Origin of the sequence: Paraburkholderia bengalensis, from assembly GCF_037126505.1 — a bacterium.
In the GTDB taxonomy this organism is placed as follows: Bacteria; Pseudomonadota; Gammaproteobacteria; order Burkholderiales; family Burkholderiaceae; genus Paraburkholderia; species Paraburkholderia bengalensis.
In genome coordinates this window covers 21,741-34,823 of sequence record NZ_JACFYJ010000043.1, presented here as the reverse complement: position 1 = coordinate 34,823, position 13,083 = coordinate 21,741, and the positions used below count along the sequence as shown (strand labels likewise).

Annotated in this window: 10 protein-coding genes, 1 pseudogene and 2 riboswitches; of the genes and pseudogenes, 6 read left to right on the top strand and 5 right to left on the bottom strand. The window is 64.9% G+C overall.

Annotated elements, in window-relative coordinates; genetic code table 11:
- Positions 1-13: 13 nt before the first annotated feature.
- From H3V53_RS23685 to cobW, 3 genes are read right to left on the bottom strand one after another with little or no spacing between them, the layout of a single operon-like run.
- Positions 14-1,051, bottom strand: coding sequence for a magnesium chelatase ATPase subunit I (locus H3V53_RS23685; protein WP_336600032.1), 1,038 nt, complete (start codon positions 1,049-1,051; stop codon positions 14-16).
- Positions 1,048-4,851, bottom strand: a complete 3,804-nt coding sequence (gene cobN / locus H3V53_RS23680) for a cobaltochelatase subunit CobN (RefSeq protein WP_336600031.1) — start codon at positions 4,849-4,851, stop codon at positions 1,048-1,050. Before cobN ends, H3V53_RS23685 begins: the two co-directional genes overlap by 4 nt.
- An 11-nt stretch (positions 4,852-4,862) precedes the next feature.
- Positions 4,863-5,981 carry a cobalamin biosynthesis protein CobW gene (gene cobW, locus H3V53_RS23675; protein WP_336600030.1) on the bottom strand — a complete coding sequence of 373 codons (1,119 nt, stop codon included), beginning with the start codon at positions 5,979-5,981 and terminating at the stop codon, positions 4,863-4,865.
- A 160-nt stretch (positions 5,982-6,141) separates the two neighbouring features.
- Positions 6,142-6,412, bottom strand: a riboswitch (cobalamin riboswitch).
- Positions 6,413-6,494: 82 nt separating this feature from the next.
- A riboswitch (cobalamin riboswitch) is annotated at positions 6,495-6,757 on the top strand.
- Between the two features lie 150 nt (positions 6,758-6,907).
- Here cobW and cobA point away from each other — a divergent pair.
- The 5 genes and pseudogenes from cobA (at position 6,908) to bluB (ending at position 10,660) form a co-directional block, all read left to right on the top strand.
- A complete protein-coding gene (gene cobA / locus H3V53_RS23670; protein WP_336600029.1) occupies positions 6,908-7,624 on the top strand; it encodes a uroporphyrinogen-III C-methyltransferase in 717 nt (238 codons plus the stop codon).
- A complete protein-coding gene (locus H3V53_RS23665) occupies positions 7,621-8,037 on the top strand; it encodes a cobalamin biosynthesis protein (RefSeq protein WP_336600028.1) in 417 nt (138 codons plus the stop codon). The genes cobA and H3V53_RS23665 overlap by 4 nt, the downstream gene beginning before the upstream one ends.
- Positions 8,034-8,636, top strand: a complete 603-nt coding sequence (gene cobO / locus H3V53_RS23660) for a cob(I)yrinic acid a,c-diamide adenosyltransferase (protein ID WP_054921001.1) — start codon at positions 8,034-8,036, stop codon at positions 8,634-8,636. Before H3V53_RS23665 ends, cobO begins: the two co-directional genes overlap by 4 nt.
- Positions 8,637-8,638: 2 nt before the next feature.
- Positions 8,639-9,942 (top strand): annotated as a pseudogene (locus tag H3V53_RS23655) (cobyrinate a,c-diamide synthase).
- A complete protein-coding gene (gene bluB / locus H3V53_RS23650; protein WP_336600027.1) occupies positions 9,926-10,660 on the top strand; it encodes a 5,6-dimethylbenzimidazole synthase in 735 nt (244 codons plus the stop codon). The pseudogene H3V53_RS23655 and the gene bluB overlap by 17 nt, the downstream one beginning before the upstream one ends.
- A 59-nt stretch (positions 10,661-10,719) precedes the next feature.
- Here the strand turns inward: bluB and H3V53_RS23645 are convergent, their stop codons facing one another.
- Positions 10,720-11,403, bottom strand: a complete 684-nt coding sequence (locus H3V53_RS23645; RefSeq protein ID WP_336600026.1) for a response regulator transcription factor — start codon at positions 11,401-11,403, stop codon at positions 10,720-10,722.
- Between the two features lie 49 nt (positions 11,404-11,452).
- Between H3V53_RS23645 and H3V53_RS23640 the strand changes: the two genes are divergently transcribed.
- A complete protein-coding gene (locus H3V53_RS23640; protein WP_336600025.1) occupies positions 11,453-11,737 on the top strand; it encodes a hypothetical protein in 285 nt (94 codons plus the stop codon).
- Between the two features lie 460 nt (positions 11,738-12,197).
- On the opposite strand, the gene H3V53_RS23635 is transcribed toward H3V53_RS23640, so the two are convergent.
- Positions 12,198-12,992: a DeoR/GlpR family DNA-binding transcription regulator gene (locus tag H3V53_RS23635; protein ID WP_336600024.1), complete on the bottom strand. Its 795-nt coding sequence runs from the start codon at positions 12,990-12,992 to the stop codon at positions 12,198-12,200.
- Positions 12,993-13,083: the final 91 nt, after the last annotated feature.

Sequence of the window (13,083 nt, the reverse complement as noted above, 5' to 3'; positions counted from 1 at the left end):
CCCTTTCGATGGCTCAGTGTTTTTTTGCGTTGAGGGGAATGACGCTCTTGACGTTCGTGACGCGCGCGGTGCCCGTCGGTTCGGGCGGCAGATAACCGTAGTCGCTATCGGCAGCAGCATTCGCGCTTGCTGCCGCCGAAGGCTCTTGCGAAGGCGCCGATGCATCGTGAGGCTGCACGACAGGTTCATGCAACCGCCGCCGATGCAGCAACACCGATCCGGCTACGCGATCGACATGCGCAATCGTCACCGCATCCGCCTGCTCGAAAGCGGCGAGTGCTCGAGCCGCGCGCAGCATCACGAGATCCGCGCGCAAGCCATCGACGCCCGCCGCAATGCACAACGTGCTGACATGCGCGTGCACTTCGTCGTCGAACGAAAGTTGCGCCAACGCGGCACGCGCCGCGCGAATGCGCGAAACGTACGCATCGCTTTGCCCTGCATGACGTGCGCGAAACGCAGAAGGATCAAGGTCGAACGCAAGCCGCGCCTTGACGATGTCCTGCCGGGTTTGCGGCTCGAAGCAATTCTCCAGCGCGACCATCAAGCCAAAGCGATCGGTGAGTTGAGGCCGCAGTTCACCTTCTTCCGGATTCATCGTGCCGATCAGCACGAAGCGCGCGTCGTGCGTATGCGACACGCCATCGCGCTCGACGGTATTGACGCCGCTCGCCGCTGCATCGAGCAACGCATCGACGAGCCCATCGGGCAACAGATTCACTTCATCGACATACAGCACGCCGCGATGCGCTTTCGCGAGCAGGCCCGGCGAAAAACGCACCGACGCATCACGCAACGCCGACTCGATATCGAGCGTGCCGATCAAGCGGTCTTCGCTCGCGCCCAACGGCAGCGTCACGAATTGCCCTTCCGGCAGCAACTCCGCCAACGCGCGCGCCGCCGTCGATTTCGCGGTGCCGCGCGGGCCGCTCACCAGCACGCCGCCGATGCCCGGATCGACAGCGGCAAGCAACAGCGCCTGCTGCAATGCCTGCTGGCCGATCAATGCGGAAAACGGAAACACCGCGCGCGTCCCGCTGGCTTCACTCATGATCGTGATCCTTCGATGTGTTGTTCGCTATCCAGCAGATGCCGTTCGACTTGCGCGCGATAGTCGCCAGGTTGTTGCCACAGGCCGCGCTGCATCGCTTCGAGCAGGCGCTCGCATACGGCGTGCAATGCATGCGGATTGTGCTGCCGCATGAACTCGCGCGTGTCGGTGTCGTTCAGATACGCATCCGTGACGAGCGCGTATTGATGATCGGCGATCACGCGCGCGGTCGCGTCGTAACCGTAGAGGTAATCGACAGTCGCCGCGATTTCGGCCGCGCCCTTGTAGCCGTGACGCTTCACGCCCTCCAGCCACTTCGGATTCACGACGCGCGAGCGGATCACGCGCGCAATCTCTTCATGCAGCGTGCGAATGCGCGGCGTGTCGGGATTGCTGTGATCCGCGTGGTAGACGTGCGGCTGATTGCCTGCGAGGTGCCGCACCGCCGCCGTCATGCCACCCTGAAACTGGTAGTAATCGTTCGAATCGAGCACGTCGTGTTCGCGGTTATCCTGGTTCTGCAAGACGACATCCATGGCGGCGAGCCGCGTGCCGAACGCATGCCGCGCCTCCTCGCCCGCGCTCTTCTGCGTGTACGCATACCCGCCCCACGACAGATACGCGTTCGCCAGATCGGCGTCCGTCTGCCACTGCTGCGTGTCGATCATCTGCTGCAAGCCCGCGCCATATGCGCCGGGACGCGCGCTGAACACGCGAAAGCCCGCGCGCCGTCGTGCTTCATCGGGCGGGACGCCGCGCGCGATCCACGCATCGCGCTCGCGCATCACGCGCGCGCGAATCGGGTTCACGTCCTCGGGTTCATCGAGTTCGGCGACGGCCTGCACAGCGGCATCGAACAGATGCATCACGTTCGCGAACGCATCGCGGAAGAAGCCGGACACGCGCAACGTCACGTCGATACGCGGCCGGTCGAACGCGGCAATCGGCATGATCTCGAAGTCCGTCACGCGATGACTGCCCGGCGCCCACTTCGGCCGCACGCCGAGCAGTGCGAGCGCCTGCGCGATATCGTCGCCGCCTGTGCGCATCGTCGCCGTGCCCCACACGGAAAGACCGATGGCGCGCGGATAATCGCCGTGCTCCTGCAAGTGCCGCTCGATCAGCGTCTGCGCGGACTTCAAACCGAGCGCCCACGCGGCTTGCGTCGGGATCGCGCGCGTATCGACGGAATAGAAGTTGCGGCCCGTGGGCAACACATCGGGGCGTCCGCGCGACGGCGAGCCGCTCGGGCCCGGCGGCACGAAACGCCCTTCGAGCCCGCGCTTCAGATGCATCAGTTCGTGCGGCCCGCATGCGTCGAGTCGCGGCAAGATGTCATCGCGCAACCGTTCGAGCACTTGCGCGGCGTGCGGCAGTTCGTCGGTGCAAGGCGCGGCGTTCGTGCCGCTCTGCAAACCGCACACGCTGTCGAGCAACGACGACGCCAGCAGTTCCAGCCGCTCACGTGTGTCGCCGTTGTGGCGCCAGGGCGCATCGCTCACGCGCTGCAACAGCGCGGGACGTGGCCCGTGCCACTCGGCAGACCAGTCCGCCGACAGCGGATCGAACAGATGATCGACTTCGAGATCGCGCGCCAACGCATCGATCAGCCCCGCCTTCGCGCCCATGCCGTCGCCGACCGGAAAGCGCCCGAGCGCGAGCAGCGTATCGCGCCGCTGCACGCCCGCAGGCGACTGCCCGAACGTATGCAAGCCGTCGCGAATCTGCGCTTCTTTCAGTTCGCACAGCCATGCATCGACGCGCGTCAGCAGCGTGTCTTCCGTATCGGCATCGCTCGGCGCTGCAAGACTCAACTCTTCATGCAGCCGATGTTCGACAATGGTGTCGAGTATGGTTCGCCGCAATAGCTTTGCACGACGCGGATCGACCATCAGCGCGTCGTAGTACTCGTCGACTTGACGTTCGAGATCCTGCAGCGGCCCGTAGTTTTCCGCGCGGGTGATGGGCGGCATCAGATGATCGACGATCACGGCCTGCGTGCGGCGTTTCGCCTGGCTGCCTTCGCCTGGATCATTGACGATGAACGGATACAGATGCGGCAGCGGCCCGAGTATCGCATCGGGCCAGCACGTGTCGCTCAACGCGACGCTCTTGCCCGGCAGCCATTCGAGATTGCCGTGCTTGCCGACATGCACGACGGCATCGATATGAAACTGATGCCGCAGCCAGAAATAGAACGCGAGATACGCGTGCGGCGGCACGAGTTCGGCATCGTGATAGCTGGCGTAGTCATTCTGCTCGCGCGAGCGCGGCGGCTGAATGCCGACGAACACATGCCCGCAACGCCAGCCCGCGATCATGAAACGCCCGCGCCGCACAGTCGGATCGCGTTCAGGCGCGCCCCACTTCGCATTCAGCGCGTCGCGCAGCGCTTGCGGCAGACGCGCGAAGTGCGTCATGTAGTCGCTCAACGCAAGGCTCTGCAACGCAGGCCGCAGATCGCGCACGACGGGATCATTCGTCACGCCCTGCGTCAACGCGTCCATCAACGCGCTGCCGTTCGCGGGCACATCGTCGATGCGATAGCCTTCGTCGCGCAGCATCGCGAGAATGTTCACGACGGATGCCGGCGTATCGAGCCCCACGCCATTGCCGATGCGCCCCTCGCTCATCGGATAGTTCGCGAGTATCAGCGCGAGCTTTTTCTCGGGGTTCGGCGTGCGGCGCAGCTTGCACCAGCGCTCGCTCAACTCAGCGAGAAACGTGATGCGCTCGTGATCCGGCTGATAACGAACCACGTCCACTTCCGTATGCGGACAGCGATACGCGAGCCCCTTGAAACTGATCGCACGCGTGATGATGCGGCCGTCCACCTCGGGCAACGCGACATGCATCGCAATGTCGCGCGAATTGAGGCCGTGATTGTCCTTGAGCCAGTCTTCGCGATTGCCGCCGCTCAGGATCACCTGCATCACGGGCGCGTCGCCCGCGAGCGCGAGCGGTTCGGGATCGTCGATGGCGGAAGCGGCGAATGCCGTCGTGTTCAACACGAGTGCGACGTGATGCTGCGCAGCCAGTTCCTGCACGACGTCCCGGCTGATCGTATCTTTGAGCGACGTGATCGCGACGGGCAGCGGATTCATGCCGCGCGCTTCGAGCGCATCGGTCAGCGCATCGAACACGGCCGTATTCGCCGCCTGCAAATGCGCCTTGTAGAACAGGATCGCGACGACAGGCGCGCCTGGCTTCCAGCGTGCCTGCCAGTCTTCGACTGTCGCGATGTCGCGCTCCGGGTGATAGAGCGCGGCATGCGGCAATGGACTCGGCGGCGCAGGCTCCTTGCCCCAGCCGAGCGCGCGCCACGCAATGCAGCGCATGAACGCTTCGGCATTGTGTGCGCCGCCTTCGCGCAGATAGCGCCATAACTGATGGCACAGGTCGGCGTCGGCGGTGCTGCGCGCGAGCAGGTTCGGATCTTCCTGCAGATCGCCGGAAAACATCGCGAGGGTCTGCCCTTTGCGCTGCGCCAATGCGACGACCTGCTCGATGCCGTAAGGCCAATAGGCTTCGCCGCCCAGATGATCGACCACGACCACGCGCGCATGCTGCAACACATCGTCGACGTAAAAATCCACCGACGCCGGCTGCCGCAGATACGTCACGTTGGCAAGCCGCACGCTCGGAAAACCATCGCCCAGACGCGGCACGACGCTCGCGAGCAGCGACAGCGTCGTGTCGGCGGAACTGAGAATGACGATGTCCGCGGGCTGCTGATCGATACGGATCACGCCCTTCGAATCGTCGACGAAACCACCGGGAACGGTGCGCAGCAGATGCATCGCGTTGCCTGTCAGGCCTGTCGTGTCTGCGCGTGCTGCACGTTCAGCGCTGCGTTCAACGCGGCATCGAGCGCGCGTTGCAGCGTGGGCTGATCGAGGTCTGCGCCGATCAGCACGAAGCGGCTCAGCGACGACGCGTCGAGTTCACCCGCCTGCCAGCGCCGGTCGAAGTAGCTGTCGAAACGCCTGCCCACACCCTGAATGACGAGGCGCATCGGCGCATTGGGCAGCGCGGCAAAGCCCTTCACGCGATAGATCGTGTGCGCTTCGACCACGCTTTGCAGCGCGGCGATCATCGTCTCGCGCGACACGGCCTGCGCACTGACGACGACGGAGTCGAACTCGTCGTGATGATGGTCGGCGTGATCGGGATCATCGGCGGAACCGTGGTGATCGTGACGCAGATGAATCGTCTCCTCCAATGCCGATTCGAGCCCGAGCAGCGCGTGCAGATCGAGTTGCCCCCTATGCGCGCGCACCACCTTCACCTGCGGCGGAATCTCCTCGCGGATGACCGTCTCGACACTCGCCTGCTGCGCTTCGTCGAGCAGATCGGTCTTGTTCAGAATCACGAGATCGGCGGCGCAAAGCTGGTCTTCGAACAGCTCGTGCAACGGCGATTCATGATCGAGATTCGGGTCCGCCTTGCGCAACTGGTCGACGGCAACGGGGTCTTGCGCGAACTGGCCGCTCGCCACGGCCGGACCGTCGACCACCGTCACGACGGCATCGACGGTAAAGCTGTTCTTGATCGACGGCCAGTTGAACGCCTGCACGAGCGGCTTCGGCAATGCAAGGCCCGACGTTTCGATCAGCACGTGATCGATCTGCTCGCGCCGTTCGACAAGCTGTTCCATCACCGGGAAAAATTCTTCCTGCACGGTGCAGCACAAACAGCCGTTCGCGAGTTCATAAAGCTGGCCTTCCGTCTCGTTGCCGTTCTCATCGCAACCGATGCCGCAGCCCCTGAGTATTTCGCCGTCGATGCCGAGCTCGCCGAACTCGTTGACGATCACGGCGATGCGCAGGCCGCCCGCATGCTGAAGAATGTGACGCATCAACGTCGTTTTGCCGCTGCCGAGAAAGCCCGTCACGATGGTCACGGGAATCTTGCGCATCTGTGTCTGCATGATGGCTCCGTTGCCCGCGCTGCGTTCGGGCGAACTTGAAGAAGTAAGGCACGGGGACGAAAACGGCGCCGCACGGGCATTTGCATGCTCGAAGAAAGCACCAACGCAAACGCCATGCAGCGCATGAGGAATCGTGAACGCAGCGCCGCATCCCCGCAGCGCAGCGTCGTCGTCTCGGGCCGGTATCCGGGCTGATGAAAGCGCCGCCTCTCCTTCCCGCGCGAGCATTTTCGCGCAGTGGATTGCTCTGCATGGGCCGCTATTGGACGCACATGCAGCGAGGCCGGCTCTGCATCGTCTTCGCGATGCCTTCACCTACCGTTGCGGGGAGCAGCATAGTTTGGTTCTGCGATGTCACGCAAAACCGGCTATTTCCCGTTTAACTGCGCACGCCGAACGCGCGCGCGAGCACCAGAGTGCGTGCGAGTTTAGGCTTCGTCGCGAGGAGCGTCAAGAAAGGCCGGACGGGCTTTCCGGGCATCATCCCGAGGCGACGCGCAAGTTGGCGTGTGCTATCGTATGCGCGCGTCTGGTGCCGAGCAGGCCAGCAACTCAGGGCCTGCAGAGTTAAACGGGAAACAGGGAAGCGTCGTCATCGCCATTGCGCGCGATTCATATGACGCCCAGCCTGTGCTGTCCCCGCAACGGTCACGCGGCAAGCGGAATGCCAACGCGTTCCGCGCAGTGCGTTCAAAGCCACTGCCTGCAGCACGCAGGCGGGAAGGCGAACGCGATGAGCCGCCAGCCCGGATACCGGCCAGATGCATGGAGGCGACGATCACCTCGCCATTCGCTGGAGCCGCGGGAAACGGCCGCCAGCGCCCGCGCGCGACTCTCACCGCCCTCGCGCGTCGCAAGCACCATCGGCAATCTCGAATGACCTATCACTCGCAAGCGTGCGCTCGTGCAGCGGCGCTTTTTTCGCAATGAGCCGCGCCTGGCTGATCGGCGCCGGCCCCGGCGACGTCGAGCTGCTCACGCTCAAGGCCGTGCGCACGCTCGCGCAGGCCGATGTCGTACTCGTCGACGATCTCGTCAACCCCGAAGTCCTGCAGTTCGCGCGCGACGACGCGCAAATCGTCCATGTCGGCAAACGCGGCGGCCAGGTGTCGACGCCGCAGCCGGACATCGTCGCGCAGATGCTCGACCATCTGCGCGCGGGCCGCAGCGTCGCGCGCCTGAAAGGCGGCGACCCATTCGTGTTCGGCCGCGGCGGCGAAGAGCAGCAGGCGCTGCAGGCCGCGGGCATCGCGGTCGAAATCGTCGGCGGAATCACTGCCGGTATCGCCGCGCCCGCGGCCATCGGCATTCCCGTCACGCATCGCGATCACGCGCAAGGCGTGATCTTCGTCACCGGCCACGGCGCGGGCGAGCACGAGGCCGACTGGGCCGCGCTCGCGGCGACCCGGATGACGCTCGTGATCTACATGGGCATGCGCCGTCTGAACGACATCGCCGATGCGCTGCTGGCAGCCGGCATGCCGCCCGACACGCCCTGCGCCGCGATCGAATCCGCCACGCGCCCCGAGCAGCGCCATGTGCGCGCGAGCTTGCGCGAACTCGCGCAACACGTCGCCGATGCGGGGCTCGGTTCGCCCGCCATCGTCGTGATCGGCGGCGTCGCGTCGCTCGGCGTGTCATGAAGCTCGTCGCGGGCATCGGCTGCCGGCGCGGCGTGTCGGCCGAACAGATCGAACGCGCCGTGCGTGACGCGCTCGGCGCGACGCTCGACTTCGCGGCGCTGCACGCAGTTGCGTCGCTCGAATCCAAGGCCGATGAAGCCGGTCTCGTTGCATTCTGCGCGCAGCATGGGCTGCCGCTGCGCACCTTCACCCGCGAAGCCATCGCGTCGCTCGATGCGGCAACCAGCGTGTCGGCCGCCGCGCGCGAACATCTCGGCATCGACGGCGTATGCGAGCCTTGCGCGCTGCTCGCGTCGCGAGGCGGAACCCTGCTCGTGCCGAAGCGCGCGCGCGACGGCGTGACGGTCGCGATCGCGTGCGCTGCCGCACGCTCTCCATCCCACGACATACCCGCAATCAAGGAACATCGATGAAAACCGATCCCGAATCGCACGCACGCATGACGCAGCGCCGCCGCGAAGGCCACGAGAAAAAGCAGGCGCAGGCGACGGTCGAAAAAGGCCTGTTGATCGTCTACACGGGTACGGGCAAGGGCAAGTCGACGGCGGCGTTCGGCATGGCCGTGCGCGTGCTCGGCCACGGCCTGAAGCTCGGCGTCGTGCAGTTCATCAAGGGCGCGCTGCACACGTCCGAACGCGATTTTCTCGGCACGCAGGCGAACTGCGACTTCGTCACGATGGGCGACGGCTACACCTGGAACACGCAGGACCGCGAAGCCGACATCGCGACGGCACGCAAGGGCTGGAACGAAGCGCGCCGCATGATCGAAAGCGGCGAGTACCAGATGGTGATTCTCGACGAGTTGAATACGGTGCTGAAGTACGAATATCTTCCGCTCGATGAAGTGCTGTCTGTCGTCAATGCGCGGCCCGAGATGCTGCATGTCGTGATCACGGGCCGCCATGCACCCGACGCGCTCGTCGACGCCGCCGATCTCGTCACCGAAATGCGCCTCGTCAAGCATCCTTACCGCGAGCAGCACGTGAAGGCGCAGCGCGGCGTGGAGTTCTGAACATGCTCGCGTGTCCCGCCCTGTTCATCAGCGCGCCGGCGTCGGGCCAGGGCAAAACGACGGTGACGGCCGCGCTCGCGCGGCATCATCGGCGCATGGGGCGCGACGTGCGCGTGTTCAAGACTGGCCCGGATTTTCTCGACCCGATGATCCTAGCGCGCGCGAGCGGGGCGCCCGTGCTGTCGCTCGACCTGTGGATGGTCGGCGAGTCCGCATGCCGCGCGCTGCTCGCGCAGGCCGCGCGCGAAGCGGATCTGATCCTGATCGAAGGCGTGATGGGCCTGTTCGACGGCACGCCGAGCAGCGCCGATCTCGCCGCCAGATTCGGCGTGCCTGTCGCGGCCGTGATTTCCGCGAAGGCGATGGCGCAGACCTTCGGCGCTGTTGCGTTCGGCCTCGCGCGCTTTCGCGAGGACGTGCCGTTTCATGGCGTGTTCGCGAACCGGGTCGGGTCGGCGCGTCACGCGCAGATGCTCGAAGAAGCGCTGCCGCGCGATCTGAAGATGCTCGGCTATCTGTCGTCGACGGATTCGATCGAATTGCCCGATCGCCATCTGGGCCTGCTGCAGGCGGCTGAAATCGACGATCTCGACGCGCGGCTCGAGCGCGCCGCCGACGCGCTCGCCGCCACCCCGCTCGCCCAGTTGCCGCCCGCCATCGCGTTCGACGAGCCGGAACACGAAGCGCCGCTGCCGCGTCTGCTCGACGGCATGCACGTCGCGATCGCGCGCGACGCGCGTTCTCGTTCATCTATCCCGCCAACGTGCAGCTGCTCGAAGCGCTCGGCGCGCGCGTCACGTATTTCTCCCCCCTTGCAGACGAGCCCGTGCCCGGCGGCGCCGACGCGCTTTATCTGCCCGGCGGCTATCCGGAACTGCACGCGTCCACGCTGGCGGCCAACGCGCGCAGCGCCGCGTCGATCCGTGCACATGCGAGCGCGGACAAAACCGTCGTCGCCGAATGCGGCGGCATGCTGTATCTGCTCGACAGCGTCACGGACACGCAAGGCGCGAGCACGCCGATGCTCGGCCTGTTGCCGGGCCACGCCGCGATGCAGACGCGCTTCACGGCGCTAGGCATGCAGCAGATCGACGACGCGACGCACGGCCTGCTGACGGGCCACACGTTTCACTATTCGCGCGTGAGCACGCCGCTCGCTCCCGTGCGCCACGCGACGCGCGCCCAGTCCGACGCGCCCGGCGAAGCCGTCTATCGCCGGGGTTCGATCGCCGCCACCTATATGCACGGCTACTGGCCGTCCAACCCGGCCTTCGCGGCCGCCCTCTTTCATGGCCGAGCCTTTTAACGACGCCGAACGCGCCGCCGTCTATCGCGCGATCTACGAACGGCGCGACATGCGCCACTTCGTGCCCGCGCCCGTCGATCCCGCCGTGCTCGCGCGCCTGATCGACGCCGCGCATCACGCGCCGAGCGTCGGCTACATGCAGCCGTGGCGCATCGGCCGCATCACCGATCCCGCGCTACGGCAGAGCCTGCACGACGCCGTCGAACGCGAACGCCTGCTGACGGCCGACGCGCTCGGCAAGCGCCGCGACGAATTCATGAAGCTGAAGGTGGAAGGCATGCTCGAGTGCGGCGAGCTGCTGGCGATGGCACTGATGGACGGCCGCGAGAAACATGTGTTCGGGCGACGCACGCTGCCCGAGATGGACCTCGCGTCGGTCGCCTGCGCGATCCAGAACATGTGGCTCGCGGCGCGCGCGGAAGGTCTCGGCATGGGCTGGGTATCGCTGTTCGATGCCGACGAAGTGCGCACGCTGCTCGGCATGCCGGCGGGCGCGCGGCCCGTGGCGCTTCTGTGCGTCGGGCACGTCGAGCGTTTCTATGCCGAGCCGATGCTCGAATCGGAAGGCTGGGCCACACGCATGCCCCTCAGCGCGTGCCTGTTCGAGAACACATGGCCCGCGCAACCCGCGCGAGCGTGCGATGACGAGCGGCAGGCGGGCAGCGCAAGCGAGGCGCGCGCAAACAACACCAGCACCGACCCGTCAGAGGCTGCCTGACGCGCGTTAAAGGGCCTTGGAAGGCGTTGGCAGCCTCTTGGCGTCGTCGGTGCCTGCCGTCAGCTTTCGCCCTTCTCGATCCGCTCGAGCCGGTAGCCGTAGCCGTAAATTGGCATCAGACGGTAGCCGTTCTCGGGCCGCAGACCGAGCTTCGAACGCAGCATCGACACGTGCGTGTCCATCGTGCGCGACGGAATGCCCGCGGCCTGCTTCCAGATCGCGTCGAGGATATGCGAGCGCGACAGTGGCCGGCTCAGATGCTTGAACAGCAGCAGCGCGAGCTCGAACTCCTTGTGCGTCAACGTGACGGCATTGCCGCGCACATGTACGCGCTTTGCGCCCGGCTCGAATTCGTATTCGCCGAACACCTCTTTTTCCGCTACGGGCTCGCGTTGCGCGCGGCGCAGCAGCATGCCGACGCGCGCGAGCAGCGTCGCCGCGCTCACCGGCTTGACGATGTAATCGTCAGCGTCCTTGTCCTGCGGCGGCAGGTCGCTCACGCGCCCCATCAGCAGGGCGGGTATGCGCTCGGCGAGCGTCTGCCGGACCCAGCGCAGCACCTCGTCGCCCGACAGTGCGGGCGCATGGCGATCCAGCACAAGCAGATCGAAAGGTTGGCTGCGCAGTTGCCTGACGAGCGAGTGCCCGTCGTCGAACGCATGACACGTGTGTCCCGCCGCCGACAAGGTCCTGCACACGAAGTCGGCTTGCGCCTGAGTCTCCTCCAGAACTGCAATTCTCATAAAACCCCGCAACGCTAATTCGTTGTTACTGTCCGACCGGGAAATCCCGATGAAGGATGACGACTTGCAAATCGGAAATTTGAAATCCACATTCGCTTTGTTCGCATGCCTTGCATCGATTGCCGGCAAATTGCTTCAAATCGCCAGACAATGCCTCGATACCCGAGATTGCGTAAATGCCTTCGCGCCGCTTTCCGGAGTTGGAACAACCGGTATTAAAGAGGCGCAACATCCACTTCTTTTTGCCGCATTGAACAACGCGGATTTTTCTGTTGCCTTTCCTGCCAGCCGGGCATTGCCTGTTTCACGCGGATGTTCAGGGGAAAACGCATGAAGGACGCGGCGTCCGGCGATTGGTATGACGTCTTTTGCGGCGGGAAATACTGGTCACTTCCGAAAGCAGATCGACAGACTGTTCTGTCGACGGGTGGCGGCTACGCGCCGGATTCCACGCGATGGAATAAAAGTTCGTGCCAGTAACCTGATGGATTTAACAATTCGAGCGTCGCCGCTGACGCATTCAATTTTAAATCGGGGTGAAGATTATTAGAACGAATTCGATCAGTCAATTAATCTCGCAGCTTTTATGTGGCGAGGCGGTCAATTCGTTAAATCGGGCTGACGAGACCGATAACATTTTACGGTGTCATTTGCCCGCTACCATGTCCCTATGTCCTTTTAGCGGCTTTTGCCGCACTGCACTTTAGCGTCGACGCGCAAGGCGCGCGCCACGCGTGCATCGCCGCGTGCCCGCACGCAAGCCGCGACGGCTGATGCAAGTGCGCGAACGCCGATTAGACGTTTTCGTCGGCCCTCTCGCCAGAAGCAGGCGACGCGCAAAGCACGCCGACACCCGCCGCCGCCAGCACTTTGGCGAGCCCTGCCGCCGGCGCCACGTCTGTGACCAGCATATCGAGATCTTCCGCGCTGAATACGTGCACTAGCGCACTATGGCCGAATTTCGTGTGATCGGCGGCGACGATCCGATGCTCGGCTTGTGAAAACGCAACGCGCGCCAGTGCGGCATCGGCCGGCTGCGCGTCCATGAAGCGCCCTTTCGCGTCGATGGCCGTGACCGACACGATGGCATGGCGCACGTGGAACTGCCGGAAGAAGGCAAGCGCGCTGTCCCCGACGGCGGATGCATCGTCGGCGCGCAACTCGCCGCCCGCCATCAGCACGCGGTTGTCGTTGCGCGGCGCGAGCAGGCGCGCGATCTCGGCGGAATTGGTGACGACTGTCAGGCGCGCATGCGATTCGAGCGCGTGCGCGATGTGCACGCAGGTCGTGCCGCCATCGAGCATCAAGGAATCGCCGTCGCACACCTGCTCCGCGACGCGCGCCGCGATGGCGCGCTTGGCCTCGCGCTGATCGACCATGCGGCGCCGGAACGGCGGCTCGTCCAGTTGCGCGGGCAGCATGATGCCGCCGTGCACCTTGACGAGTAGACCCTCGGCGACCAGCGGCTTCAGGTCGCGGCGGATCGTTTCGTCGGACACCCCGAAGGTGCTGGCCAGATCGGCGATCGTGCAGGTCTCTTGCGTGCGGACGAGCCGCAGGATCTCGTTCTGTCGGTGAGTGGCGAACATCGGCGCGAGCGTGGGGAAGTTGCGCGCAAGTCTAACAAATTTGCCCGCGTCAATTCAACACGAATCCAACTATTCCAACATGCCCGACGCT